The 26,743-nt window shown below is 66.1% G+C and carries 21 protein-coding genes and 1 tRNA gene; 8 read left to right on the top strand and 14 right to left on the bottom strand.

Going from position 1 to position 26,743, the window contains the following annotated elements; translation table 11 throughout:
• Window positions 1–453 precede the first annotated feature (453 nt).
• Both DXV50_RS09070 and DXV50_RS09065 read left to right on the top strand, forming a co-directional pair.
• Window positions 454–762: a helix-turn-helix transcriptional regulator gene (locus tag DXV50_RS09070; protein ID WP_198666455.1), complete on the top strand. Its 309-nt coding sequence runs from the start codon at window positions 454–456 to the stop codon at window positions 760–762.
• Between the two features lie 77 nt (window positions 763–839).
• Window positions 840–2,207, top strand: a complete 1,368-nt coding sequence (locus tag DXV50_RS09065; RefSeq protein WP_117204237.1) for an IS3 family transposase — start codon at window positions 840–842, stop codon at window positions 2,205–2,207.
• Between the two features lie 39 nt (window positions 2,208–2,246).
• On the opposite strand, the gene yfcE is transcribed toward DXV50_RS09065, so the two are convergent.
• The 5 genes from yfcE to DXV50_RS09040 all read right to left on the bottom strand — a co-directional run bounded on the left by yfcE (window position 2,247) and on the right by DXV50_RS09040 (window position 5,803).
• Window positions 2,247–2,798, bottom strand: a complete 552-nt coding sequence (gene yfcE, locus DXV50_RS09060) for a phosphodiesterase (RefSeq protein WP_117205869.1) — start codon at window positions 2,796–2,798, stop codon at window positions 2,247–2,249.
• A 16-nt stretch (window positions 2,799–2,814) separates the two neighbouring features.
• Window positions 2,815–4,116, bottom strand: coding sequence for an ATP-binding protein (locus tag DXV50_RS09055; RefSeq protein ID WP_117205868.1), 1,302 nt, complete (start codon window positions 4,114–4,116; stop codon window positions 2,815–2,817).
• Between the two features lie 102 nt (window positions 4,117–4,218).
• Window positions 4,219–4,452, bottom strand: a complete 234-nt coding sequence (locus DXV50_RS09050; RefSeq protein ID WP_117205867.1) for a hypothetical protein — start codon at window positions 4,450–4,452, stop codon at window positions 4,219–4,221.
• Between the two features lie 105 nt (window positions 4,453–4,557).
• Complete coding sequence (locus DXV50_RS09045; protein WP_198666454.1) at window positions 4,558–4,815, bottom strand: hypothetical protein; 258 nt, start codon at window positions 4,813–4,815, stop codon at window positions 4,558–4,560.
• 22 nt (window positions 4,816–4,837) lie between these two features.
• Complete coding sequence (locus DXV50_RS09040) at window positions 4,838–5,803, bottom strand: homoserine O-succinyltransferase (RefSeq protein ID WP_117205866.1); 966 nt, start codon at window positions 5,801–5,803, stop codon at window positions 4,838–4,840.
• A 232-nt stretch (window positions 5,804–6,035) separates the two neighbouring features.
• Between DXV50_RS09040 and DXV50_RS09035 the strand changes: the two genes are divergently transcribed.
• The 3 genes from DXV50_RS09035 to DXV50_RS09025 all read left to right on the top strand — a co-directional run bounded on the left by DXV50_RS09035 (window position 6,036) and on the right by DXV50_RS09025 (window position 10,319).
• Window positions 6,036–7,298 carry a DEAD/DEAH box helicase gene (locus DXV50_RS09035; protein ID WP_117205865.1) on the top strand — a complete coding sequence of 421 codons (1,263 nt, stop codon included), beginning with the start codon at window positions 6,036–6,038 and terminating at the stop codon, window positions 7,296–7,298.
• A gap of 23 nt (window positions 7,299–7,321) precedes the next feature.
• Complete coding sequence (locus DXV50_RS09030) at window positions 7,322–8,608, top strand: class I SAM-dependent rRNA methyltransferase (RefSeq protein WP_117205864.1); 1,287 nt, start codon at window positions 7,322–7,324, stop codon at window positions 8,606–8,608.
• Window positions 8,609–8,765: 157 nt separating this feature from the next.
• Entirely contained in the window at window positions 8,766–10,319 is a 1,554-nt protein-coding gene (locus DXV50_RS09025) for an L-lactate permease (RefSeq protein WP_117205863.1), read from the top strand.
• A gap of 238 nt (window positions 10,320–10,557) precedes the next feature.
• On the opposite strand, the gene DXV50_RS09020 is transcribed toward DXV50_RS09025, so the two are convergent.
• Window positions 10,558–11,109, bottom strand: coding sequence for a LemA family protein (locus tag DXV50_RS09020; protein ID WP_117205862.1), 552 nt, complete (start codon window positions 11,107–11,109; stop codon window positions 10,558–10,560).
• Window positions 11,110–11,171: 62 nt separating this feature from the next.
• A tRNA-Ser gene (locus DXV50_RS09015) sits at window positions 11,172–11,262 on the bottom strand.
• A gap of 71 nt (window positions 11,263–11,333) precedes the next feature.
• On the opposite strand from DXV50_RS09015, the gene tadA reads away from it, so the two are divergent.
• Window positions 11,334–11,855, top strand: coding sequence for a tRNA adenosine(34) deaminase TadA (gene tadA, locus DXV50_RS09010; RefSeq protein ID WP_117205861.1), 522 nt, complete (start codon window positions 11,334–11,336; stop codon window positions 11,853–11,855).
• Between the two features lie 3 nt (window positions 11,856–11,858).
• Here tadA and DXV50_RS09005 read toward each other — a convergent pair whose 3' ends face one another.
• Entirely contained in the window at window positions 11,859–15,005 is a 3,147-nt protein-coding gene (locus tag DXV50_RS09005; protein WP_117205860.1) for a glycoside hydrolase family 3 protein, read from the bottom strand.
• A gap of 332 nt (window positions 15,006–15,337) precedes the next feature.
• On the opposite strand from DXV50_RS09005, the gene DXV50_RS09000 reads away from it, so the two are divergent.
• The gene (locus DXV50_RS09000) at window positions 15,338–17,203 is read left to right on the top strand and encodes a magnesium transporter (protein ID WP_117205859.1); all 1,866 of its coding nucleotides are present in this window, start codon (window positions 15,338–15,340) and stop codon (window positions 17,201–17,203) included.
• Between the two features lie 17 nt (window positions 17,204–17,220).
• Entirely contained in the window at window positions 17,221–18,510 is a 1,290-nt protein-coding gene (locus tag DXV50_RS08995; RefSeq protein ID WP_117205858.1) for an Nramp family divalent metal transporter, read from the top strand.
• A 101-nt stretch (window positions 18,511–18,611) separates the two neighbouring features.
• On the opposite strand, the gene DXV50_RS08990 is transcribed toward DXV50_RS08995, so the two are convergent.
• The 6 genes from DXV50_RS08990 to DXV50_RS08965 form a co-directional block, all read right to left on the bottom strand.
• Complete coding sequence (locus tag DXV50_RS08990; RefSeq protein WP_232817504.1) at window positions 18,612–19,685, bottom strand: PRC-barrel domain containing protein; 1,074 nt, start codon at window positions 19,683–19,685, stop codon at window positions 18,612–18,614.
• Window positions 19,686–19,688: 3 nt separating this feature from the next.
• On the bottom strand, window positions 19,689–20,144 hold the full coding sequence (locus DXV50_RS08985; protein ID WP_117205857.1) for a YtxH domain-containing protein: 456 nt from the start codon (window positions 20,142–20,144) through the stop codon (window positions 19,689–19,691).
• 83 nt (window positions 20,145–20,227) lie between these two features.
• Window positions 20,228–20,956 carry a cyanophycin synthetase family protein gene (locus tag DXV50_RS09750; RefSeq protein WP_117205856.1) on the bottom strand — a complete coding sequence of 243 codons (729 nt, stop codon included), beginning with the start codon at window positions 20,954–20,956 and terminating at the stop codon, window positions 20,228–20,230.
• A gap of 82 nt (window positions 20,957–21,038) precedes the next feature.
• Window positions 21,039–22,403, bottom strand: a complete 1,365-nt coding sequence (locus tag DXV50_RS08975) for a hemolysin family protein (protein ID WP_117205855.1) — start codon at window positions 22,401–22,403, stop codon at window positions 21,039–21,041.
• 420 nt (window positions 22,404–22,823) lie between these two features.
• Complete coding sequence (locus tag DXV50_RS08970; protein WP_117205854.1) at window positions 22,824–24,899, bottom strand: elongation factor G; 2,076 nt, start codon at window positions 24,897–24,899, stop codon at window positions 22,824–22,826.
• 229 nt (window positions 24,900–25,128) lie between these two features.
• Complete coding sequence (locus tag DXV50_RS08965) at window positions 25,129–26,598, bottom strand: radical SAM protein (RefSeq protein WP_117205853.1); 1,470 nt, start codon at window positions 26,596–26,598, stop codon at window positions 25,129–25,131.
• Window positions 26,599–26,743 lie beyond the last annotated feature (145 nt).

The following is a 26,743-nucleotide window of genomic DNA, read 5'->3' as shown; positions in this document are numbered from 1 at the left end:
CTTTTAATCTCTTAACGCTTGAGGTTATGCCCCCTGCGTTCTGATTCTATACATAATCTAAGTCTCTTCACATGAGGTTTTTTGAGGGCGTGATTTTAGGGGCGGGGACGGCGCCGGAATTGGACCCTAGCCTTGCGCAGAAGTCCCCTTGGTGTGAGCATTTTCAGCGGCAGCGTGCAGAAGTGGCCTTCGTGTGAGCCCGTTATTTGATTCTGCCGCAATTATCAAAATATCAATGAATAACATTAGGCTGAAACAGCAGGTCGGCGAAGGTCCGGCTGCATAAACTGCTCCGGTCCGCTCCGGAGACGCCGGAGAGGGGCTCACACGAAGGCCACTTCCGCGCAAAGTTGCGCCGCAGACTCACACCAAGGCCACTTCTGCGCAGCTCCTGGACACCCATCCGCCCGACGGACGCCCCAACGGCCTGCACGTTATGCCCATGGCCTCCAAATGTCGCAATTCACCCCTCACCTGCGCGCCACGCGTAACATGGCCCAAGAGCAGCTCGCCATGCTGCTAGGCGTTTCACGCCAGTCGGTCACAAAATGGGAGGCCGAGATGAGCTGCCCAGAGATGGACAAGCTCATCAAAATCTCCCAGCTCTTTGCCTGCACGCTTGACGATCTCGTGACCGGCGACCCCACTCAACGTCTCTCCGATGATCTTTCTGACCAGGAGATCAACGCCCCCCTCACTGAGCGAGAAGGAGCGCATCCGCCTGAGCCATTGCAACCCTCGCCTTCAACCTCCCGCCCGTAGCGACGCACAAATTGGGGACGTGTTGGGGGTGCGGACGAAAAGTTGGACGCCGACAGGCGTCCGGATTGGAGCCCGCAATGTACTCGAGCGACGAGAGGGACGCCATCCTGGGGCTCTGGCGCGAGTCCGGCCGGCCGGCCCACAGGTTCGCCAGGGAGTCGGGGCTCGCCTCCGCCGAGTCGATCAGGCGCTGGGCGTCCGGCGACCTGGGCGTCGGCTGGCACGCCCCCTATACTCTTGCCCAGAGGGCCGACGCCGCGCGCAGGGCGCTCGCCGGGGAGGACCCCGCCGAGGTCGCCGCGTCGATCGGCTGCCACCCGGAGACCGTGCGCGGCTGGGCCCGCGCCGCGGGGAGGGAGGGCGAGGTGTCGCTCGCGAACGGACGGGGCGCCCCGCGCGTGCCGCCGCCGGCCGACCCCGGGGACCTGGAGGCCCTCAGGGCCGAGAACCGGGCCCTGAGGCTGGAGCTCGCCAGGGCCGAGGCGGTGTTGGACGTCCTAAAAGGAGGCGGCCCGGGGCGGGGCCCGGACTCGCTGACGGCGGCGGAGAGGGCGCTGGTCGCCGACGCCCTTAGGCCCGGGTTCGGCCTGGAGGACGCCCTGCGCGCGGCCGGCGTGGCGCGCAGCACCTACTACTACCACCGCGCCCGCAGGGGCGCCCCCGACCGCCTGGCCGCCCTGAGGGCGCGGGTGCGCGCCCTGTTCGAGGCCGGGGGCGGGGCCTGGGGCTACCGCACGATATGGGCGAGGCTGCGCCTGGACCCCGACGAGCCCCTGGCGGTCTCCGAGAAGGTCGTGAGGCGCGTCATGCGCGAGGAGGGGCTCGAGGTGCGCTACCTGAGGCGCCGCAGGCGCTGGAGCAGCTATGCCGGCGAGGTCTCCGAGGCCCCTCCCAACCTGCCGCTGCGCCCCGACGGCACCCACGACTTCTCCGCCTCGCGCCCCAACGAGCTGTGGGTCACCGACGTCACCATGTTCACGATAGGGTCGGGGCGCTGCTGGCTGTCGCCGGTGGTCGACTGCTTCGACGGGGCGGTCGTGGCGTGGACCCTGTCGGAGTCCCCCGACGCCCGCATGGCCGACTCGATGCTGGAGGCGGCGGCCTCGACGCTCGCGGCCGGCGAGCGGCCCGTGGTCCACACCGACCGCGGCTGCCACTACAGGTGGCCGGGCTGGGCGGCGATATGCGAGCGCCACGGCCTGGTGCGCAGCATGTCGAGGAAGGGCCGCAGCCCCGACAACGCCGCGGCCGAGGGCTTCTTCGGCCGGCTCAAGCAGGAGTTCTACCACGGCAGGGACTGGTCCGGGGTGGGCTTCGAGGAGTTCCGGCGGCGCCTGGCGGGCTACCTCGCCTACTACAACTCGGGCAGGATCAAGCGGAGCCTGGGGTGGAGGAGCCCGGAGCAGTACCGCAGGGACCTGGGGTACTCTCTCCGTAGTGTCTAAGAAATTGTCCGCACCCCCAACACGTCCCCAATTTGTGAGCTACTCGCCGAGGATGCGGTGGGAGAAGACGCCGTTCTCGTAGACGCCAAAGCTGTGGGTGCCGTCCTTGGGAATGCCCACCGAGCCGGGGTTGAAGACGGTGATGCCCGGGTGCCCCTCGACCTCCTGCAGGACCTTCTTGTGCGTGTGGCCATAGACCAGCGCGGAGCCAGCAGGCAGCGCGGGCCACTTGTCCACGCTGTTGTGAAGGCCCGGCCCGTAGACGTGACCGTGCGTGAAGAAAAGGGTCTTGCTGCCGGCGGCGGGGTCAATCAGCGCGTTGTGGTCAGCCATGCAGGGAAAGGAGAGGACCATCTGGTCGACCTCGGCCTCGCAGTTGCCGCGCACGGCGATGACCTGGTCGGCAATGGAGTTGAGCATCTCGATGACACGCTTGGGCGCGTAGTCGGACGGCAGGTCGTTTCGCGGGCCGTGGTAGAGAAGGTCTCCCAGCAGGACCACGCGGTCGGGGTTCAGCTCCTCGACCTGGGCCATCAGCCGCTCGCACCACTCCGCGGCACCGTGGATGTCAGACGCAATGACGAGCTTCATGTGGGTGTCCTTCCGGCTAAATGAACGCAACCATATAGATTGGATAGTACGTAATTCTTCCTTCACTGCTCACGTTGTCTTCGCACAAAACGATGGCCCTCTCGATTCCATAGTTCTCCGTTGCAAGGACATTTGTCAGAGCGCTGTGCCGCTTGTAGCTCTTTCCGGATTTGACCTCAACGGGAACCACCTTGCCAGAGACCTCGGTCACAAAGTCGAGCTCCCCCTGCTTGCGATTTCTAAAGAACCGCGCCCCCCGTCCATGGGCCACCAGCTCCTGGGCAACCGCGTTTTCGTATATGGACCCGTAATTGATGTTCACGTCGTCGGCAAGAATGCTTCTTGCCGCCTCCATGCCGCAGGCGGCCGACAGAAGACCCACGTCATTCATAAAGAGCTTAAAGAAGCTTCTATCTTCAGAAAGACGCAGGGGCGGCTTCGGCTCAGACACGTTCCTCACCGGAATGGTCACGCCCGCGTCGACAAGCCAAAGGAAGCCCTCAGAATACCGCTCGTATGTTCCCCTTGGCGCGAGGGCCGAAAAGTTAAACCTCTTTGACTGCGAGTCGAGCTGCGCCGGCACTTGGTCGTAAATCTCCTTTATCGCCAGCCTACGAGACTCAGGCGCATGCTTTGAAATGTCATATCTATAGAGACGAAGCACAGAGTTTTGAAGCTCCCGGACTTGAGCGATGTTTTCGTCTTCGACAAACGCCGACACCGCTTGAGGCATCCCCCCCACCAGAAGATACCAATGGAATAGGGATACCAGCCTTTCATGAACGGCATTGAAGACGGGACGCACCTCCAGGAATGCCGCGCGAGCCTCTTCCCACGCCTCTTTTCCTAGGCCATTCGCCCAGCAAAATTCCTCAAAATCCAAGGGGTACATATCAACGATCTGCAGATAGCCGACCGGCAGCGAGCGGACGTCTCTCAGCTCGACACCCAAAAGAGAGCCAGAGAGGATATAGTCGAACCCCTCACGCTGAACGAGGTACTTCACAAGGGTCAGAGCTTCCGAGCACTCTTGAACCTCGTCAATAAATATCACGGTCTCCCCAGGAACCATTTGCTCGCCCGCATAGGCGGAGAGCGTCAGGAACAACTCGCGCGAGCTTCTTGCCAGGTTGAGCGCATCTCGCAGATCGCTCTGGTCAATAAGATCAAAGTGAACAACATGACGGTAGTTCTGCTCCGCAAATTGCCTAATGAGATACGTCTTGCCAACCTGTCGAGCACCCGCGACGAGAAGCGCCTGTGCAGTGTGGTTCTGCTTCCACGAGAGCATTTTGTCCCAGGCTTTACGCTTAAGCATATCTACCTCGCAAAACTGTATTTTGCAAACCAAAAAACGGCTTTGAAACTGTATTTTGCAAACCTAATTTTGCCCTGATTCTTGTGTTTTGCAAACCGAAATTTAGAGAGAAAGGCGTATTTTGCAAACTGGAGCCACCAGCGGAGAGCAGCACTGGCCCAGCGCGGACCAGACGCCGCGACGGGCCATCTCGCCCGGGATCTTCTTGCGCACGAAGGGCCCGGCGTCCTCGATGGTCACCAGCTCGGTGAGCTCTCCTGCACCCCGGGCCAGCACGCGCTGGACGTGGTACATGCCGTCAAGCGCCATGGCATGCATGACCTGAGCGTCGTTCAAGCTCTCCCCCATCCAGCGTGACTCCGGGCCGCCGTGCGGCCAATCCTGAATCGTAGTCACCTTACCAGCGGGATTCCTCAGTTGGCAGCTGAATAGGCAAGAGGGCTAGCCCAGCTGGTCAGTGCCCAGCAGGGTCTTCTCGCCAAGGCGGAAGAGCTCGTCATCGGCCTCCGCACGGGTGAGGCCGTTCTCTATGCACCAGATCAGAATCGCGTCGCGGCGCTGCTTGCACCACAGCTCCGCGACGTCGGCCAGGCGGAGCAGCCGCTGGGTCTGGCGCAGGTCGCAGCGCAGGCCAAACGCCAGCATGATGGCGTGGTTCCCGCGCGGGCGGCTCTTGCCAGCAAAGATGTCGTAGACCACGGTGGAGTTGATGCCTGAGTCCCTAGAACTTGTCCACGAGGCCGTTGGCGCGGCCGCGCAGGTCGGCGATGGCCTCCGGGATCTTCTCCACCTCATAGGGCGTCATCTGGTAGATCCAGTTGAGCCAGTTGCGGTAGAGCAGGTTGGCGTGCGCGCGCCAGGTGAAGAGCGGCTGCTTCTCGGGGTCGTCCTCGGGGAAGTAGTTCTCGGGCACGCGGATGGGCAGACCCTTGTGGAAGTCGCGCCAGAACTCGTCGGCCAGGGTGTCGCGGCCGTACTCAAAGTGGCCGGTCACGTAGACCTCGTGGAAGTCGCGCGTGGCCAGGATGGCCGGGCCACTGGTGAAGCCCTCGGAAAGCACGTGCAGCTCGGGGTGCTTGGCCAGCTCGGTGGTGTCGATGGCGGCATGACGGGAGTGCGGCATGTAGTGCACCTCGTCAAAGCCGTTGGTGAGGAAGTTGTACTCGTCGCAGAGCTTCTGCTGGAAGACTCCAAAGAGCTTGGCACCCAGCGGGCGCTTGGGAATCTGGTACAGGTGCCACAGGGCGCCGAGCGCGCCCCAGCACAGGTACATGGTGGAGAAGACGTGCGTCTGGCTCCAGTCCACGATCTTGCAGAACTCGTCCCAGTAGTCCACGTCCTCAAAGGCCATGTGCTCCACGGGGGCGCCGGTGATGATGAGGCCGTCGTAATACTTGTCCTGGAAGGACTCGAAGGTGTCGTAGAACTTCACCAGGTGGTCGGCCGAGACGTGCGTGGACTCGTGGCTGGAGACGCGCATGAAGTCGCAGCTCACCTGCAGCGGGGACTTTGAGATGAGGCGCAGGATCTGGGTCTCGGTCTCCACCTTCTTGGGCATGAGGTTCAGGATGGCGACGCGAAGCGGGCGGATCTGCTGGGTCTCGGCGACCTCCTCCTCCAGGGCAAAGATGCGCTCCTGGTGCAGGATCTGCTTGGCGGGGAGTCCGTCGGGGATGTTGATGGGCATGGTGCGGGGTACCTTTCCGGGGCCGCGGGCGAGGCAAATGGGACCACGCCGCCGCCCGATGCGCCGGTCGGTCCTCCGCCGGCTTCGAGTTACAGCCTTCCTAGTATAGCGAGCCGCCCGGGCGTGCTGTCGGACCGCGAATGAGAAATAGGGACTGTCCCTTTTTCTCTTTCGCACGACGAGAAGCCCTTCTCGCGTGCAGGAGCTGCGGATTTGTTGGATACTTGCAGCTATGACTACTTCATTTGCCGAGCTCGGGCTAAACGAGCAGATTCTGGCCGGGGTCGACGCCCTTGGCTTCTCCATGCCGACGCCGGTGCAGGCCGGCGCCATCCCCGAGATCCTGGCGGGCAGGGACGTCGTTGCCTCCGCCCAGACCGGAACGGGCAAGACCGCCGCATTTGCCCTGCCCACGCTACAGCGCATTGCCGACAAGTCCGGCCGCGGCCCCCACGCGCTGGTGGTGACCCCCACGCGCGAGCTTGCCGCGCAGATTGACGACGTAGTGAAGGTCGTCTGCCAGAAGACCGGGCAGCGCGCCGTCATCGTCATGGGCGGCGCCAAGTTCGACAAGCAGATCGCCGCGCTGGAGAAGGGCTGCGACCTGCTGGTCGCCACCCCCGGCCGTCTGCTTGACCTCATGGAGCACAACCACGTGAGCCTGGCCGGCGTGGAGGTCCTCGTCCTGGACGAGGCCGACCGCATGCTGGACATGGGCTTCTGGCCCTCCGTGCGCCGCATCATGCACGCGCTGCCGGAGCAGCACCAGACGCTGCTCTTCTCGGCAACCATTCCGCCCTCCATCAAGAGCACCATCGATGCCATGCTGCACGAGCCTGCCGTGGTGGAGATTTCCCGCGTGGGCGAGACGGCCGACACCGTGGAGGAGCACCTCTGCCCCGTGACCCAGGCGCAGAAGCCCGAGCTGCTGCGCGCGCTGCTGGACACCGGCGGCGCCTCCGGCCAGCGACCCGAGCGCGTGCTGGTCTTCTGCCGCACCAAGCACCGCGTGGACGATGTGAGCGCCATGCTCAAGAACGCCCAGGTCAAGGTCGATGTCATGCATGCAGACCGCCCACAGCAGGCCCGCGCCCGCGCATTGGAGCGCTTCCGCGAGGGCAAGGTCCAGGTGCTCGTGGCCACCGACGTCATGAGTCGCGGCATCGACGTGGCGGGCGTGGACGCGGTCGTCAACTTCGACGTGCCCATGGACCCGGAGGACTACGTGCACCGCATCGGCCGCACGGGCCGCGCCGGCGCCACCGGCCACGCCTACACCTTCGTGGCTCCCGACGAGATCAGCCCGCTGAGGGAGATCGAGTACTTCACCAAGAAGCTCGTCCCCGTGTGGGACCTGCCTGGGTTCTCCTACGACGCCGGGCGCATCGTGCCGCAGGAGGGCCGCTCAACCAAGAAGCCCAGCCGCACCATGTTCAGCGGGTCGCGCGCCCGTGGACGCGGCATCAGCGGCGGCCGCTACGGCAGGCACTACTAAAGAGCCCAAAGGAGAGTCACATCGTGAAGCAGGCGCGTCCGTATCCCCAGGTCGTCATCAGCAGAAAGGCGGCCCGCTCGCTCAAGGCCGGCCACCCGTGGGTCTTTGAGGGCGAGGTCGTGCGCGCGAAGCCGGCCGCGGACGGCACGCCCCTCGCTAACGGCGGCGTGGTGGACGTCTTTGAGGAGAACGGCACCTGGCAGGGCGCGGGCCTCATCTCGCAGAACAGCAAGATCCGCGTGCGCATGGTGACGAGAAACGCAAACGACCGCATTGACGAGGCCTTCTGGGCGCGTCGCGTGGCCTGGGCCTGGCAGCACCGCCGCGTGGCCATGGGCGGTCGCGCGCTGCCCGGCTGCGAGCCGGACACCAACTGCTGCCGTGTGCTCTTCTCCGAGGCGGACGGCATGCCCGGCCTCATCGTGGACCGCTACGAGCACGTACTGGTCACACAGGTGGGCACCGTCGGCATGGAGCTGCTGCGCCCCGTCATCTACCCGCTGCTGCTCAAGACGCTGCGGGAGGACGGCCAGGACGTCCGCGCCATCTACGAGCGCAACGACTCCCCGTCCCGCGCCAAGGAGGGCCTCGACCAGTACAAGGGCTGGTGGGAGGGCCAGGGCGCCGAGGTGCCCGAGACCCCGCGCATCATGGTGGTTGAGAACGGCCTCAAGTTTGGCCTGGACATAGAGAACAGCCAGAAGACCGGCTTCTTCCTTGACCAGAAGTACAACCGCCGTGCCGTGCGCGAGCTGGCCGGCGGCCGTCGCATGCTGGACTGCTTCTGCCACGTGGGACCCTTCGGCCTCAACGCGGCTGCGGGCGGGGCGGAGTTCGTCCGCTGCGTGGACGTGAGCCAGACGGCCATAGACCTGGCCGCCGCCAACGCCCGTCTGAACGGCCTTGAGGCAACCATGGACTTCACCTGCGCAAACGTTCTTGAGTACCTGCCCGAGCTGGCGCGCGACCGCAAGCGCCTGCGCGAGGAGGGCGGCCCCTTCGACCTCATCGTGCTCGACCCGCCGGCCTTCACCAAGAGCCGCGGCACCGTGGAGCACGCCAGCAAGGGCTACCGCGAGATTAACTACGCGGCCATGAGGCTGCTCCCGCGCGGCGGCTACCTAGCCACGTGCAGCTGCAGCCACTTCATGACCACCGAGCTGCTCAAGCGCGCAATCGCCGACGCCGCCCACCAGGCAAACGTGCAGCTCAAGCAGATCGAGGAGCGTCAGCAGGCGCCGGACCACCCCATCCTCTGGGGCGCACCCGAGACCCACTATCTGGACTTCCTCACCTTCCAGGTGGTCTAGCGGCACAACGTCAGGCGAGAAGGCCGGCCCTTCTCGCCTGTTTCTTATACGCGACACAAGACGGATAAGCGACAGACGGCGTGATACCATCGGTGAACGGCGGGTTTCTCGCCAAGCGTCACCCCTTCTGCACACTCCAACGCCCTCGGGAGTCGCCATGCTCGAACTGCTGGGAATGTTCGTCCTTGCCCTTCTGCCCATCATCTGGCTCGTCGTTGCCCTGTGCGGCCTGCACATGGAGGCCTACAAGGCCAGCGTCGGCGCCCTGGTGGTGGCCGTTGCCTGCGCCCTGCTCGGCTGGCAGATGAGCGCCGTCAACGTGGCCACCGCCGCGCTCGAGGGCTTTGCCATGGCCATCTGGCCCATCGTCATCGTCATCATCGCCGCGGTCTTTACCTACAACCTCACGGTGCACACCGGCGCCATGGAGACCATCAAGCACATGCTGTGCTCCGTCTCAAGCGACAAGCGCGTCCTCACGCTACTCATTGCCTGGTGCTTTGGCGCCTTCCTGGAGGGCATGGCGGGCTTCGGCACCGCCGTGGCCATTCCGGCCAGCATGCTGGTGGCGCTGGGCATCCAGCCGGTGACGGCCATCCTGGCCTGCCTCATCGCCAACGGCGTGCCCACCATGTTCGGCTCCATCGGCATCCCCACCACCACCCTGGCCTCCATCACGGGCATCGACGCCATCCAGCTCTCCACCACCCAGGCGCTGCAGGTCTTCCCGTTCGTCATCGCCTGCCCCATCCTCATCGTGATGCTGGTGGGCGGCGGCACCCGCGCCCTCAAGGGCGCCTGGCCCGTCACGCTGGTGGCCGGCCTCTCCTTCGCGCTGCCCGAGATCGCGGCCGCGCACTTCATCGGCCCCGCCCTCACCGACGTGGTGGCCGCCGTGTGCTCCCTGGTCATCACCTTTGCCTTCGCGCTCTTCCAGAAGGGCGCCCAGGCGCCCGAGGAGTACTGCCTGCGCGCCAGCCTCTCCGACGACGGCATCAACGAGACCGTGACTGAGGACGTGCGCGCCTGGAGCCCGTTTATCCTCATCTTTGTGGTGCTGCTCCTGACCAGCAAGCTCTTCCCGTTCATCAACGGGCCGCTCTCCAGCATTGCCAGCACGGTCAACATCTATGCCGGCGACCCCACGGCCACGCTGACCTTCACCTGGATCAACACCCCGGGCGTGCTCATCATGCTCTGCGGCATTGTGGGCGGCGTCATCCAGAAGTGCCCCGCGCCCGAGATGCTCCAGGTCTTCCGCGACACCTGCAAGCAGATGAGCAAGACCGTCGTCACTATGCTTGGCGTCCTGGCCTGCGCAAAGATCATGGGCTACTCCGGAATGATCGTCAGCATAGCCGCGTTCTTCGTGGGCACGCTCGGCGCGGCCTACCCCGTGGTGGCCCCGCTGTTGGGCGCCCTGGGCACCTTCGTCACCGGCTCCGGCACCTCCAGCGAGGTGCTCTTTGGCAACGTGCAACTTCAGGCCGCCAGCTCCATCGGCGCCGACAGCACCTGGCTCGTGGCCGCAAACTCCCTGGGAATCAGCGCCGGCAAGATGCTGAGCCCGCAGAACATCGCCATCGGCTGCGCCGCCTGCGGCCTGGTGGGCAAGGACGGAGAGATCCTGGGCAAGATCGCCAAGTACGCCTTCGGCTTCGCCATCGCCATGGCCGCGCTGGTCTTTGTGGGCTCCCTCGTCCTGGCGTAAGGGCGCCGGCGAGAAGGGCTTCTCGCCGCGGTGATGCAGATTGCCGCGGGCGTGAACGCCTGAGGCTTCAGTTCAGCCGTTCAGTGAACGCCTGTCTTCAATTGAGGCGTTCACTGAACGGCTGTTTTGCTACGCCAGGCATTCACGGCCGGCAGCAAAAAGGGCGCGCCGGTCGCAGTGACCGACGCGCCCCTCGTTTAAGGCGATAAGCCCAGGCAACCGGCCCGGCCAAAAGCCCCTAGAACTTGACCTGCGGGGCCTGGCGGACGGCCGGGTCCTCCACGGTGAAGCCGGTGCGCGGCTTGTACTTGCTGCCGGCCACGAGCGTGCCCGGGAAGGTCTGGATGGCGTCGTTGTAGTCAAGGACCATGTCGTTGTAGCTCATGCGGGCGTAGCTGATCTTGTTCTCGGTGTCGGTGAGGTCGGCCTGCAGCTGAGAGAAGTTGGCGTTGGCCTTGAGGTCAGGGTAGGCCTCGGAGACGGCCAGAAGCCCGCGCAGCGCCTGAGTCAGCTGACCGGAGGCCTCCATCTTGGCCTCGGGCGTGGTGGCGGTAGCCACGGCGTTGCGGGCGGCGGTCACGGCCTCGAGGGTGCCAGACTCGTGGGCGGCATAGCCCTTGACAGTCTCGACCAGGTTGGGGATGAGGTCGTTCCTGCGCTGGAGCTGCGCGTCAATGGTCTGCCAGGCGGCGTCGCACTTGTTGTTCTTCTGGACGATGCCGTTGTTGATGCTCACCCAGATGAAGAACAGGACTACGACCAGGGCGACAATAACGATTCCGACAATCATGGTGGTCCTCCTTAGGGGCGGCCACGGCCCGTGAGCCCAATGGCCCGGCAACAGGGGCTCTATGGCGGAGGAGGAGGGATTCGAACCCTCGGAACGGGGTTACCGCTCGACGGTTTTCAAGACCGCTGCATTCAACCACTCTGCCACTCCTCCGTGGTTTGAGCGGTACTATCGTACCCCATGGAAGCGCGTTTGAACCCCAAGAGACCCGAGGAGCCCAACACATGTCCGACGACGAGAAGTACATGCGCCTGGCGCTCGCCGAGGCGGACGCCGCCGCGGCCGAGGGCGAGGTGCCCATCGGCGCCGTGGTGGTCTGCGACGGCCAGGTGGTCGCGCGCGCCCACAACCGCCGTGAGCTGGACCTTGACCCTTCGGCCCACGCGGAGTTCAGCGCAATGGTGGAGGCCTCGCGCGTCCTTGGCCGCTGGCGGCTCTCCGGCTGCACCGTCTACGTCACGCTGGAGCCCTGCCTCATGTGCGCCGGCCTCATGGTCAACGCCCGCATAGACCGCTGCGTCTTTGGCGCCGCAGACCCCAAGGGCGGCGCCCTGGGCACCCTCTACGACGTCAGCCATGACCCGCGGCTCAACCACGAGTTTGAGGTCACGCCCGGCATCCTTGCCGACGAGGCCGCAAGCCAGCTCCGCGCCTTCTTCCGTGCGCGCCGAGAAGCCCGCAAGGCCGCAAAGGCCCAAGCCGGCGCGGAGGCCATCACAGACCCGACGGAGCAGCCGGCCTCCTAGCGCCTACCGCTCCGGGTTCTTCTCGCCAGCTCCGGCCTGGCGGCTGCGGTGGCGGAGCCAGGTTCGGTGGGCCCACCTGATGACGGCGACGGCGCAGACGAGGTCGGCCCAGGCAAGGGCAACGCTCACGTACTGCACGCCCGGGATCTTGACGGGGCGTGTGAGCTGAGCAGAGCCGTCCAGCGCGGCCTCCTGGTTGTAGGTCAGGTTGGTGGCGCGCGCGTTCAGCCACGTGTAGAGCACGTCCTTGGTGGCCCGCCGCAGGTTGGCCGCAAACGTCATGGCGTCCGTGGCCTCCTCCCCGCCCGCCGCCGCGGCAGACGAGAGTTCGCTCTGCGTGTAGCCAAACTCAAAGGCGCCGTTGCGGAAGACACCGTCCATGAAGAGGTCTCCGCCCGCACGCAGCATCTGGTCTGCGTTCATGTAGGCGTGGTGGTCGGCGTAGTCGGTGATGACGGTTCCGGCAAAGCCCCACTCGCCGCGCAGCACGTCGGTGATGAGGCCGGCGTTTCCGCCCGCCCAGGTTGCCCCCAGACGGTTGTACGAGGTCATGATGCCCGTGGCCCCGCTGCGGGCCAGCATGCGGAAGGCAGGCAGGTAGACCTCGCGCAGGGTCTGCTCGGTCATCCACTCGTAGAGGGAGTCACGGTAGGTGTCCTGGCTGTTTGCCACGAGGTGCTTGACGAAGCAATAGGTGCCGGCCTCCTTAGAGCCCGCCACCACCTGCGACGCCATGGCGCCGGAGACCAGCGGGTCCTCGGAGTAATACTCGTAGTTGCGGCCGCCCAGCGGCGTGCGGTGGACGTTCACGCTCGGCGCGTACCAGCCGTCCACGCCGATGGTCGCGCACTCAAGGCCCACCTGGCGGCCGTACTCGCGCGCCAGCTCCTTGCTCCAGGTCTGCGCCAGAACAGTGGCGCCCGGGTAGGCCACGCCGGTGCTCAGCTGGTTGAACGAGCCCACCTGCGAGGGACCGTCCACCTCCTTGGTGCGCGGCTTGCCAATGCCGTCGATCTTTCCCGTGGAGATGTAGCCGTGGAGCACGATGCGCTCCATGTCGGCAATGGAGACCTGGTCGAGAAGGTCGTCCCAAGCCTCGTCGGAGTAGCTCAGGCCCAGCTGGCGGCCAAGCTCCGTGAGCTCGCCGTCGTCGGAGAGCAGGTGGCTCTCGCTGGACGTGGTGGTCAGCGGGTACTCGGTCTTGACCGAGGCGTCCGGCTCCGCGGAGAGCGCCTCGACAAGGGCCTGGCCGTCCGCGTAGAGGTTGAGCGCCGCGACGTTGCCCGCCATCTCGCGGTCCGCGTCACCACGGCGCGGGAAGGTGCCCGCAAAGTCCGTGCGGCTGAGCCACGTGATGCCCGCGCCGGAGTTGGAGCCGTCGATGGAGACGCCGTCCCAGGCGGAGTCTCCCGTGAAGCGGTTCTGCACCGCGGCGCCGGTCTTGATGTCGTCGGGGCACTGGATGGTGCGCGGAATCCACAGCATGGTGCTGGCAAACTCGCAGTCGGCAACCGTGTGCGCGTCCCTGCGAAGCTCCACCATGTACTCGCCGCGCTCCAGCTCGTAGCCGGTGAAGCCGTCCCCATCGGCGTCGTCGAAGTCATAGGAGGCCACGTCGTCCATGGAGAACGAGAGCGAGATCTCCTGGGTCTCGCCGGGCTTGAGCAGGCGGGTCTTCTCGTAGGCCACCAGGACCGCCGCGCTCTTCTCGATGCCGCCCTTGCTGTAGGGAGGGGTGCAGTAGAGCTGGACCACGTCGCGACCGGCCGCGTCACCGGTGTTGGTGACCTTCACGCGGATGCTGAAGTCGGTCTTGCGGCCGACGGTGGTTCCCTGCCCAGGGGAGCGGCCCGTGACCTCCCACTTGAAGCTGGTGTAGCTCAGGCCGTAGCCAAACGGGTACTGGACCACGCCGTCGTAGCCCTGGCCGTACTGGTTGCTCACACCATCCCAGAATCCCTCGGCGTCGGCTGTCTCGTACCAGCGGTAGCCCACGTAGATGCCCTCGGCGTAGTCGCAGAAGCGCACGGCGTCATAGGGCTCCGAGACGCCCACGTTGGCGTTCATGGTGCCGTCGGCGGGGTAGAGGCCCTGGCCGTTGGTGTAGATGCCCTCGCCCATGGCGCCGGAGTTTGCCCAGCTCGCGGCCGTGGAGAGGTCGTATGCGTACGTGTCGGTCGTGCGACCGGAGGGATTGGTGCGCCCCCAGAGCGCGTCCACCACGGCCCGCGTGCCCTCGCCACCCGTGCAGCCCACCAGGAGCGCGGCGTCAACGCCGGGCGTGGTCTCGAGCTCGCCCAGCTCCATGGCGTTTGTCGAGTTGACCAGGACCACCACGTGCTCGTAGTTCTTGCCCACGTAGCGCAGCAGGTCCTCTTCCTCCTGGGAGAGCTCCAGGTAGCTGCGGGTGACGTCGATGTCCACCACGCCGCCGCGGGCGTCCACCTTGTACTGGGCGCGCGGGCAGTCGATGCTCTCGCCCGCCGTGCGCGAGATGACCACCAGCGCCGTGTCGGAGTACTTCCGCGCGTTGGACAGGAGGTCGTCGGAGTAGCAGCTCTTGTCGTAGATGGAGGGCTCGTACAGGCGGCAGAACTCCGAAGCGCGGCTTGAGAGGGCGCCCGCGCTCTTGTACGGGCGCTCGCCGCAGAAGCTACGGTACATGTCCGCAAGCTGCGTGTTGTACGAGACGCCCGCCTCGCTGAGGGCGTCCAGCAGGTCCGTGGTCTGGCCCGAGACCTGGCCGGAGCCGGAGCCGGAGGCCACCCACTGCGTGGAGGCCCAGCCAAAGACGTTGACCTGGGTGCAGCCCTCGGGAAGGGGCAGGGCCTCGTCGTCGTTCTTGAGAAGGACCAGACCCTCGCCCTCTATGCGCTGGGCAAGCTGGGCGCCGGCCTGCATGGTGGCGTCCTTCTCCTCCGAGGTGACCTCGATCTTGTCGCCGCCCAGGTAGGACTCGACGGTGTCTCCCATGAGGGCCATGGCCACGTTTGCGGCCACCACGCCGACAACGGCCGCCACCGCCAGCACGCGAGACCCAACGCGCACCACGCGCCGCCCGAGGGCCCGGCGCCTCACGCGCTTCTGGCCCTCCTGACCAGCGTCCCTCTGGCCCGCGTCCTTCTTGGCGTTCCTCTTGCTCCCAAGCAAACCACGACCTCCTGACAACAACCGTGAAGTAATGATAGTACCCACGTCAGCGCCCCCGACAGCCGCGCGTATTGACTCTGTAAAGGCATGTTGACGTGGGACGGGCGCGGCGTGGCTCGTGTAAAATAGCGGGCGGTCGGCGCACCGTGCGCCGCCGTCAAGCCTGCAAAGAGAAGGGTCCGCATGAAACCTCGACCTGCCAGTCGATGACCCAAGCGGTGTGCTCCCCCGAGGTCACGCCGTGAGGGTGTGATTTTCTGCGTCAACGGGCGTGCCCAGGACGCAAGACGCCAACGACCCGGCTCCATGCCGGGAAACCGTTAGGAGCACAGATGATCTATCTCTCCCAGCTCATGGGAAACCCGGTCTACGCCGCAGACGGCGAGAAGATCGGCACCGTCTCTGACCTCGGCATTGCCACGGGCGAGGTCTTCCCGCGCGTCACGAGCCTTGCCTTCAAGGGCCCGGGCCGCACGCCCTTCATGATCTCCTGGCGCAAGTACGTGGACACGTACGACGAGAAGGAAATCCACCTCAAGGTGCCCGCCGTCGAGATTCGCTTCTCGTACCTGCAGCCCGACGAGGTCCTCATTGCCCGGGACATCCTCAACAAGCAGATCGTGGACACCCGCGGCATGCGCGTCGTCCGCGTGAACGACCTCAAGCTCTCCGACACCAGCTCCACCCAGCTGCGCCTGCTCGGCGCCGAGGTGGGCGCGCGCGGCATCCTGCGCTCGCTCTCCCCCGCCCTGGAGCACGTTGCCCTCAAGGTGGCCCGCACCTTCGGCCACCCCATCCCCGAGCGCATCATTGCCTGGAGCTACATGGACCTGGTCGAGCGCGACCTCTCCAACGTCAAGCTCTCCGTCTCGCACAAGACGCTCGACGACATGCACCCGGCCGACATCGCCGACATCATCGAGCGCCTTGACCCGCGCCTGCGCGGCCAGGTCTTTGCGCAGCTTGACGACGAGCAGCGCGCCGGCGCCATGGCCGAGTTCGACGACGACGCCATGGCCGCCGAGCTCATGGGCGGCATGAACGAGCGCGAGGCCTCCCGCATGCTGTCCGAGATGGACCCGGACGACGCCGCCGAGCTCGTGAGCGAGCTGGACTACGACAAGGCCGAGAAGCTTCTGCGCCTCATGGGCGTCCAGGAGCAGCGCGCCATCCGCCAGCTGCTGGGGTACCGCGAGGACACCGCAGGCCGCATCATGACCTCCGAGTTTGCCGCCCTCCCCGAGGGCAAGACCGTCGCCGACGCCGTGGAGCTACTGCGCGGCCTGGACGAGGACTTCGAGAGCGTCCGCTACGTGTACCTCTCCGACGAGGACAACAAGCTTTCCGGCGTGGTCACGCTCAACAGCCTCATCGTGTCCGAGCCGCAGACCCCGCTGGCAGACATCTGCACGCGCGAGGTCATCACCGCCAGCCCCGAGGACGACCAGGAGGACGTGGCCGAGGACATCGCCAAGTACAACCTGCTCGCCATGCCCGTCGTGGCCGACGACGGCCACCTGCTGGGCATCGTCACCGTCGACGACGCGCTTGACGTCCTGGAGGAGGAGCACGCCGAGGACCTGCAGATTGCGGGCGGCATTGCCTCCGACGACGAGAGCGCCCACGGCGGAGACCTGCTGTGGCTCCTGCGCCGCAACGCCTGGTTCTTCATCTGGATGGTGGGCGCGGGCCTCTTCGTGGCCCTCTCTCACCTGACGCCGGCCTTCCAGGCGCCGCTGCACGAGGTCCTTCTGGTCTGCTCGGCACTGCCCATCGCGCTGGTACTGGCGGACGACTCGGTGAGCTACGTCACCAACTTCTTCCTCGAGAACGACCCAGACGACGAGGACTCCCCCTCCATGCTGGGCTTCACCATCAAGAGCCTTGCCCTGGGCATTGCCTTTGCCACGCTGGTGGTCCTGGTCGAGATGGCACTGGACAGCGTCGTCACGGCGGCCGCGGGCGCCTCAATGCCCAAGCCGCTCCACGCCGGCTTCATTGCCGCGGCCATTGCGGTGCTGGTTGCCTTCGTGCTCTGCCCCGTCTGGCTTCTCGTCCTGCGCAAGCGCGACGAGAAGAACGAGGACACCTCCGGCTTTGCCCTCTCTGTGGCGGCCATGGTCATTGCCTGCCTGGTCTTCTGCTTTGCCGTGGGCCAGCTTGCCAACGTCATGGGCATCCTTGGGGTGTTTGCGTAGTGGCGCACCAAGACCAGATGGAGCCGCAGGGCCAGGCGCCAAAGACGCAGGCGGCCGCGGCCGACACGCAGAAGCCGGAGCGCAGGCACCTTGACCCCAAGCGTGTGCTCGCGGCCATGGGCCCGGGCATGGTGGCGGCCCTTGCCGGCGCGGACGCCGGCGGCGTGGCGACCTACTCGAGCGCCGGCGCCCTCTTTGGCTACGGCCAGCTCTGGACCGTGCCGGTCATGTGCCTTCTGCTCATCGTGGCGCAGGAGACCGCCGCCCGCATGGGCTGCGTCACCGGCAAGGGCTTTGCCTCGCTCATCCGCGAGCAGTTCGGCGTGCGCATGAGCACGCTGGCAATGCTTGCGCTTCTTATCTCCAACACCACGGTCACGCTCTCTGAGTTCGCGGGCATTGCCTCGGGCTTTGCCCTCTTTGGCATCCCCGCCTACGTCAGCGTGCCCATTGCGGCGGTGGCCATCTGGGCGCTCACCATGAGCGGCTCCTACCACCGCATCGAGAAGATCTTGCTTCTCATCAGCTGCGCCTTCGTGACCTACGTGGTCGCCGGCGTCATGGTGGGTCCCGACTGGGGAGACGCCCTCAACGCCACGCTTATCCCGCGCTTCTCCACCGACCCGCAGTACTTCAGCGTGCTGGTGGCAAACGTCGGCACCACCATCGCGCCTTGGATGATCTTCCTGGCCCAAAGCAACGTCGTCGAGAAGAACGCGCACGCAGAGGACCTTCCCTACCAGCGCATTGACACCGTAACCGGCTCCGTTGTGGCCAGCGCCATCTCCTGGTTCATCATCCTCACCACCGGCGCCGTGCTCTTCCCCGCCGGCATTGCGGTCAACGGCGCCGAGGACGCGGCCAGCGCTCTGGCGCCGCTCGTGGGCCCCTACGCCGAGGCGCTCTTTGGCGCCGGCCTGGTGGGCGCGAGCTTCCTGGCCGCCTGCGTGCTGCCGGGCATCACGTCCAGCGCCATCTGCGAGGCCTTTGGCTGGGAGCGCGGCGCAGACCGCAGCTGGCAGGAGGCCCCGGTCTACCGAGGCATCATCACCGCAATCATCTTCCTGTCCGCGGTCATCGTCATCGTGCCCAACGTCAACCTCTTTGGCATCATGATGCTGGCCCAGGTCATCAACGGCGTGCTGCTACCGGTGCTTCTGGTCTTCATGGTGCTCATCGCCGGGGACCGCCACGTCATGGGCAGGTTTGCCAACGGCCGCATCTGGAACGGCCTCACGTGGTTCACCATCATCGCCGTGGTCATCCTGACCATCGTGATGTTCGTGCTGCAGGCCATGGGGATGTAGCCGGCAGGCAGCCGCCCTCGCGCCAAAGCAAGCGGCCCGGACTTCCACGTGAAGGTCCGGGCCGCTTTTATGTTTGATGGGTTGCCGCGGGACTTGCGCCGCTACTTGCTGGCCTTGTCAAACTCCTCCTTGAAGGAGCCGAACATCTTGCCCATGCGGCCGAGGCCCTTGCCGACCATGCGGGCTGCATCGGTGCTGGCCTGGGCGGCCTTCTTCTTGGCAGCGGCCTTCTGGGCCTCCGTCGGCTTCTTGACCTTGGGCTTGGCGGCCGCGTCCGCCTTGGGGGCGGCATCGGCCGTCCGGGGCGCGGCCGTCTGGGGCGCCGGGACGTAGGTCACGGGCTCGCCGCTGGCGGCGCGCTCCCCCTCGGAGGCCCGCAGGGTCCCCATGGGGGCAGAGACGCTCACGTCGGCCGCGGGAATCTCGGCCGGGTCTGTCGGCTGGGGCTCCTCGGCGGTGGCGTCGGCGATGGCCCGCTTTGCCTTGCCAATGAGGCGCCCCACCTGGAAGGAGCCCTTGTCCACGGCCTCGGACGCGGCGGCGCCAGCCTTGTGGCCGACCTCGGCGCCCTTGACCTTGGCGCTTGCCCAGGCCTCGCCCGCCTTGGCGGCAACGCCGCCGTCCACGGCGAGGTTCTCGGCGTCATCGGAGACCACCATGAACTGGTCTGCGGCCGAGTAGCCAATGACCATCTCGGCGGGAATCTCAAAGCTGCCCACCAGGGCGCGGGCCATGCCGCCGTCACCGATATAGAAGGTCTTGGCGCGACCGGTCTTGAGGTCGAACTCCACGTCGTTGACGTAGCCCAGGACCTTGCCGGAGCGGGTGCGAGCGTCCATACCCGCCCACATGATGCACTTGTCCCAGTCAAGACCAAGGCGCTTGCGAGCGGCATCGTCAAGGCCGTCGTCAGGACGGGTCACCACAACGCCGCGCTCGCAGGGCTCAAACGAGTCCCACGCCAGGAAGGCATCCTCGCGCTTGACCATGCCCACGACGTCCGGACGCGCCACGAGGAAGCCCACCAGCTGGTGGCCGTTGGGCGCAAAGACCGCCATGTGGATCTTGCCCAGCTTGCTGAGCTTCTCGGTGGGGGCGTCCGGGTTCTTCTTGTCCTTGCGGGCCTTCTTGGTCAGAAAGACCCTTACGCCCTGGTAGGCGTCGATCTTGGCCACGGGCTAGGCCTCGGCGCCAGTCTCGGGAGCCTCGGCGTCGACGACCTCGACGCGGACGGCCTCGGCGGGAGTCTCGGCGGCGGGAGCGGCCTCGGCAGCAGCGGCCACCTGGTCGGCAACGGCGTTGACGGCGTCCTGGACCTGGGCGGAGGTGGTGGTCACCACGTCGGAGAGGGAGTCGCGCAGCTGGTCCATGCGCTCGCGGGCGAGGTCGACCTTGGCGCGCAGCTCGTCGGTCTTGGCGTCGACGACGGGACGGACGCCGCTGAACTTGTCGGCAGCGGTCTGGGCGCCGCGCTCGTAGGTGTCCACGGCGGAGTCCCAGGCGTCGTTCATGGCGTCGGCGGCCATGGCGCGGCTCTCGGCGCCGGAGCGCGGAGCCAGCAGCATGCCGGCAAGGATGCCAGATGCGGTGCCAAAGAGCGTGCCGAGGGTGAAGTAGAGTGCCTTCTTGCTCATGAGTTCCTCCTTGTTTTGGTCCTACGTATGCTGCGCCGTGCGCGGTGGTTCAAACTCCACGCGGCCCCGCAGGGCCGCGAGTGTTACCTGACTGACTTGGGGCGAGGGCCGCTGTAGGCACCCCAGCCGTCCTGGACCTGGGCCGGCTCTGGCGCGGGAGCGGGCTCCGGCGCGGGCTGCTCGGCCTGCGCGGGCACGGGCTCCGGCGCGGGCGCCGGTTGCTCCTCGACGGGGGCGGGCTCGGCGGCAGGCTCCTCCTCAGAGACAGGAGCAGCCTCCGGCGAGACGGGCTGCCCAGCGGGCTCCTCCTCGGCAGACGGCTCGTCCGCCGCAGGCTCCTGCTCGCTCACGCTTGCTACAAGGTCCACGAGGCCGCTTGCGATGGCGTCCACGTCGGGCTTGGGGTCGCCGCCGCCGGAGTAGGCCCACTGCATAATCCAGACGGCACTGGAGAGGGCGCCCGCCACCAGCACGTCGTCCGGGCAGGAGAGCTCGACCTCAAAGCTGCGCTCGCCGGTCTGGACCGTGCGCCCCGTGGAGATGTCGCCGGCAATGTCCGTGCGGGCGAGAAGCTCCACGGTCACGTGCTCGAGCAGGTGGGCGAGCTCGGTCTGCTCGACGACCTCGCCAAAGTGGGGACCGGCGTCGCCCAGGCAGACGTGGTCCGCAATCTGGGGCATGAGCTCGACCATGAGGCGCGTGCCCTCGGGGTCATCGCTCGTGAGCAGCGGCGCATTGGGCGCCACCTCGACCTCAGCCGCAAGGGTGCGCGGGCCGACGGTGACTTTCTTGATGTCAAACAGCTGAGCCATGCGGCGGCTGCCTTTCCTTCTGGCCCGTATTGCGGGCATTCGTTTCGTTCAAACCATTGTAGCGACCCGGCGGCGAGGGGCGCTAATTGCTCGCAGGCTCCACGTCCTTCTCGCCCCCAGCGGATGGTGCTTGGCCGGGAGCGGTCTGGTCGGAGTCCGTAGGCGGCTCGGGGGCGGTCACGCGCAGCATGGCGATGCGGCGACCGCGCATGGACTGGACGAGGAAGCGGTACCCGTCCTTCTCCACGACGTCGCCGGGACGCGGGAGCTTGTCGGCGCGCTCGATGACGAAGCCGGCGACGGTCTCGTACTCCTCGTTGTCCTCGATGGGCCAGCCAAGGTCAATGGCGTCGTCCAGGGGGAAGCGCCCGTCGACGAGCCACTCGCGGTCTGAGAGCTGCGTGATGTACTTGTTGTCGGGGTCAAACTCATCCTCGATCTCTCCGACGACTTCCTCCACGATGTCCTCGATGGTGATGACGCCGGCGGTGCCGCCGTACTCGTCCACCACGATGACCATCTGGTCGTGGCTGGTCTGCATCTCGGAGAGCAGCGGGATGATGTCCTTGGTGTCGGGCACGTAGTCGGGCGTGCGCATGTGACCCGAGATGGCCGCGGCGCCCTCGCCGTCGTCAAGGATGGGAGAGATGATGTCCTTGATGTGCGCAATGCCCACGATGCGGTCAACGGAGCCGCGGTAGATGGGGATGCGACTGTAGCCGGTGCGGCGCATGGTGGCCAGGACCTCGGAGAGCGTCGAGGCGTCCTCCATGGCGGTCATGTCAACGCGGGGGACCATGACCTCGCGGGCGATGGTGTCGCCCAGATCAATGACCTCGTGGATCATGGACTTCTCTTGGTCGGACAGCTCCTCGGCGTCCGTGACCATGTACTTGAGCTCCTCCTCGGAGACGTTCTGACGCTCGTCGGCGGACTTGATGCCCATGACCTTGGAGAGGCCATCGGCAGACTTTGAGGTGAGCCAGACCAGCGGGGCCGCGACGTGCATGAACGCGCGGATGGGACCGGCGACGGACTTGGAGACGCGCTCGGCGTCGGAGAGGGCGATGCGCTTGGGAACCAGCTCGCCCACCACCGTGGAGAAGTAGGCCACGACGAGCGTGATGATGACGGGCGCGAGCGTAGCGGCAATGCCCGCGGGCATGCCAAGGCTCACGAACCAGGAGCCGAGCGGGTCGGACAGGCTCGTTGCGGCAAAGGCCGAGGAGGCAAAGCCCACGAGCGTGATGGCAACCTGGATGGTGGCCAGGAACTGGCCGGAGTCGGAGGAGAGGTCCAGGGCGCTCTTGGCGCGCTTGTCCCCCTCGTCTGCCTCGGGTTCTAGTACGGCCCTCTTGGCGTTGACCACGGCCATCTCCGAGGCAGAGAAGTAGCCGTTGACGAGGGTGAGCAGAAATGTGACGACAATGCTAATTGCTACGTCCATGCGCGAATGCGCGACCTCCTTGGTCGGGTTTCCTATACGCGCCCGCGGTCGGGACGCGTGGGACCGCAGGCGTAAATATTCATTCTAGCAGCCATCTGCGGTTTCTTCGTTTCTCCCGCGTTGCGCGCACGGACAGGCGCTGGGGGCGGAAGGCCCGGGCAAGACGACCCCGGGCGCGGCGGCCCTGTGCAGAAGTCCAGAGCCGTTTCATATCCCATGACAAGCGCTTCGTTGCCCAAGACAGACCCCCTCCCGCAGACAGTGGGGAGACCTTACAGGCAACTAGCAGACTCTCATATGTCGAACCGACCAATATCGGCAGGTGGCCCAAACAAGACGCCAGGCGAGAAGAGCGCCGGCGGCCCCAGGGACCACCGGCGCTCCATCAATGCGCACCGCGTTGGCTATGCGGCGGGGACGCTATTTCTCGCCGGCAGCGCGGCGGGCGGCGTAGTCGGCCGCGAGCCTCTGCTGAATGTCGTGAGGAACCTGCTCGTAGCCAGAGAGCTCGAGCTCGAACTCGCCCGTACCGCGCGAGAGCGAACGCAGGCGCGTGGCATAGTCCGTGACCTCGGCATACGGGATGGTAGCCTCGACGGTGGTCTGGCCGGCGGTGACGCCGGAGCCGGCGGACATGCCCTCGACGCGGCCGCGACTGGCGGAGACATCGCCCATTACGGAGCCGGCGTAGCTGTCGGGCACGGTGATCTTGAGGTGGGCCATGGGCTCAAGCAGCACGGGCTCGGCCTGGTCGATGGCCTTCTGGAAGCCAATGCGAGCGGCGGTCTTGAAGGCCATCTCGTTGGAGTCGACGGGGTGATAGGAGCCTTCGTAGACGGCGACCTTCACGTCAATCATGGGGAAGCCGGCCAGGACGCCATCGCGCATGGTCTCCTGGACGCCCTTGTCGATGGCGGGGATGAAGCCGCGCGGGATGTGGCCACCCACGACCTCGTCAACAAACTCGTAGCCAGCGCCCGGGTTGGGCTCCACGCGCAGCCAGCAGTCTCCGTACTGGCCGGCGCCGCCGGTCTGCTTCTTGTGACGGCCCTGGGCAGAGGCCACGCGGCGGATGGTCTCGCGGTACGGAATCTTGAGCGCCACGGTGTGGGCCGTCACGCCGGCACGGGCCTCAAGGCGGTCAAGCAGCACGCTGACCTGCGCCTCGCCGATGGCGGAGACCACGGTCTGGCCGGTGTCCTCGTCGCGCTCCACCTTGAGGGTGGGGTCGGCGTCCGCGCTCTTCTCGAGGAAGGCGTAGAGCTTGCCCTCGGTGCCGCGGGCGTCGGGCTCGATGGCAATGCGGTAGAGCGAGTTGGGGAAGCGGAAGGCCGCGGCCTCGACCTTGCCCGTGACGGAGAGGGTGTCGCCCGTCTGGGCCTCAAGCTTGGGAACCACGACGATGTCGCCCGCAGCGGCGGACTGGACGTCGGTGGTCTCCTTGCCGCACATGAGGTAGAGGTGGCCCAGGCGCTCGGACTTGCGCGTACGGGCGTTGGTGAGCTCCAGGCCCGGGGTCAGCGTGCCGGCCAGCACCTTGAGGAAGGACAGGCGGCCGTTCTGCGGGTCGTTGAGGGACTTGAAGGCAAAGGCGACGGGGCGGTCGTCATCGGGAGAGATGTCAAGCTGCTCGCCGTTGACCAGCGGAATGCGACCGAAGTCGGCCATGGCGGGGAACCACGCCACGACGGCGTCCATGAAGGAGATGACGCCTTCCTCGCGCACGCAGGAGCCGGCAAAGACCGGCACAAAGATGCGCCCGGCAATGGCCTTGGCGAGAAGCCCCTCGAGCTCGTCCTGGGTGATCTCCTCGCCCTCCAGGTACTTCATCATGATCTCGTCGTCAGCCTCGGCCACAAGGTCGGTGAGCTGGGCACGGGCGTCGTCGGCGGCGGCGCGGAACTCGTCGGGGATGTCCGTCACCACGGGCTTGCCGCCCTCGAGGTGGCGGGCCTTCATGTGGACGACGTCGATGATGCCGGAGAAGGCATCGCCGGAGCCCATGGGGATGGTCACGGCACCGAGCTTGGTGCCAAAGCGCTCCTGGAGCGTGGCGAAGGCCAGGTCATAGTCTGCGTCGGCGCGGTCCACGCGGTTGATGAACAGCGCGCGAGACAGCGAGAGGTCCTCGGCGGCGTACCACAGACGCGTGGTGATGGTGCCCGGGCCGCTGGCCGCGTCGACCACGAAGAGGGCGGTCTCGCAGGCGCTCATGGCTGCGTAGGCGTCGCCGACAAAGTCCGGGTAGCACGGGGCGTCCAGGACGTTGATGCGGGTGCCCTCCCACTCGACGGGGGCTATTGCCGTTGAGATGGAGAAGCCGCGCTCCCCCTCCTCGCCGTCGTAGTCCAGCGTGGGCTTTGTGCCGGCGTGGCCTCCCAGGCGGGTGGTGCGGCCCGTCAGGTGAAGCATGGCCTCGGCCAGCATGGTCTTGCCCACGCCGCCTTGGCCCACAAGGACCACGTTCTTGACCTTCTCGGTACCCTTTGCTGCCATGATGCCTCCCTCGTCGGAGTCTCTATGAAGCGTTGCAGCAACCATACCCACGCGCGGGCCAACGGTTGCGCACGCATCGGGCAGCGCGGGAGAAGTGCGTGCGGACGGTAAGACCCCCGGCGCGCGCGGCAGTGCAGCGGCGGACTTCGCGCCACGAAAAAGGCCGCGGGCCCGGATGGGCTCGCGGCCAGAGTCGCTGGTGCGAGGCGCTTCTCGCCTGGTGGAGGAGCTACTCCTGGAGGGCCTTGTCGGCCTCGGCGTCGTGCTCGGCGATGAGCTTGGCCTTCTCGGCGATGGTGCCGTCAGAGAGCTCGTCGGCGTAGATCTTCTTGCCGGTGGGGTGCTGCTCGAGCCAGAGCTCCTCGGCGCGCTGCTCCCAGCTCTTGGCGTAGACCGAGGTGCGGGCGCAGAGGTGGTCGACGTCCTCGGGCGTGACGTACTCGGTGCACTGGGCGTCGGACTCGTGGACGATCTCGGGCAGGATCTCCGGGTTCTCCAGCATGGGGCAGGGGCGCAGCATGTTGTCGTTCCAGGGGTAGTGCTTGCGGTAGGCCTGGAAGATGGGCTGCTGCAGGCACTCCAGCAGGGACTTCTCCTTGATGTTGGCGTTGGAGTAGTGGATGAAGACGCAGGGCTCCACGTCGCCGCGGGCGTTGATGTGGCAGAACACGCGGCCGCCGGCGATGCAGCCACCCACGTACTCGCCGTCGTTCTGGAAGTCCATGGCAAAGATGGGCTTGCCGCCGGTCACGCCACGGACCTCGCGGATGCGGCGCAGCATGTACTCGCGCTGCTCGACGCTGGGGCAGAGGTCGACCGTGGCGCCCTCGCCGACGGGCATGTAGTGGAAGTACCAGGCCCAGCGGCAGCCCTTGGAGATGATGGTGTCAAAGTACTCGTCGGAGCTGACCATCTCGGTGTTGGCACGGGTGTATGCCGTGGAGGTGCCGAAGAGCAGACCGTTCTCGCGCATGAGGTCGAAGGCGGCCATGACCTCCTTGTAGGAGCCGTCGCCGCGGCGGCCGTCGTTGGAGTCCTCGGTGCCCTCGAGCGAGACGCTGAAGACGATGTTGCCCACGCGCTTGACATCGTCGCAGAACGCCTGGTCAATGAGGGAGGCGTTGGTGAAGATGTTGAAGAGGCAGTCGTTGTGGGCCTCGGCCAGGCGCACGACGTCCTTCTTGCGGACGAGGGGCTCGCCGCCGGTGAGCATGTAGAGGTGGCAGCCCAGCTCGGAGCCCTCGGTCACCAGGCGGTCCATCTCCTCGTAGGTGAGGTTGAGCTTGTTGCCGTAGTCGGCGGCCCAACAGCCCACGCAGTGCTTGTTGCAGGCGCTCGTCGGGTCAAACAGGATGATCCAGGGCACGTTGCACTGGTACTTCTCGGCGCTGGCGGTGGTGTTGCGCAGACCACGGAAGGCGGCCTCGTAGGCACCGTTCAGGATGGACGTCTTGAGCACGTGGTGATCGGTGTTGTCGATGACGTCCCAGAGGAACTGCTCCCACTTGGAGCCCGGGTACAGGCCGTTGCGAACGCCGCGAATGGCGCCGGGGGCGGTGTCCTTCAGCAGGTTGCCGGCCATGTCCAGGAGCTTGTCGAGGTTCTTCTCGCGGTCGGGGCCGCTGGCCGCCTTGATGATCTGGTCAAGCGCCAGGCCAAACGCCGCGCGCTCCGCCTTGTGGGCAATCTTGGACTGCATGTGCGTTCCTCTCCAATCACAGGTCCCCTGCCGTCAGGTTCGGCATTTTTGAACCCGTTTCAATAACGGCACGATGTTATTCCTTATTCCCTTTTTCAACAATTATTTTTGTCTTGGAGTCAAAATTTCCGACGCCGCAGCAAAT

The sequence above is a fragment of the Paratractidigestivibacter faecalis genome (assembly GCF_003416765.1).
In the GTDB taxonomy this organism is placed as follows: domain Bacteria; phylum Actinomycetota; class Coriobacteriia; order Coriobacteriales; family Atopobiaceae; genus Paratractidigestivibacter; species Paratractidigestivibacter faecalis.
The sequence above is the reverse complement of the archived record's forward strand: the minus strand, read 5'-3'. Positions and strand labels throughout refer to the sequence as shown.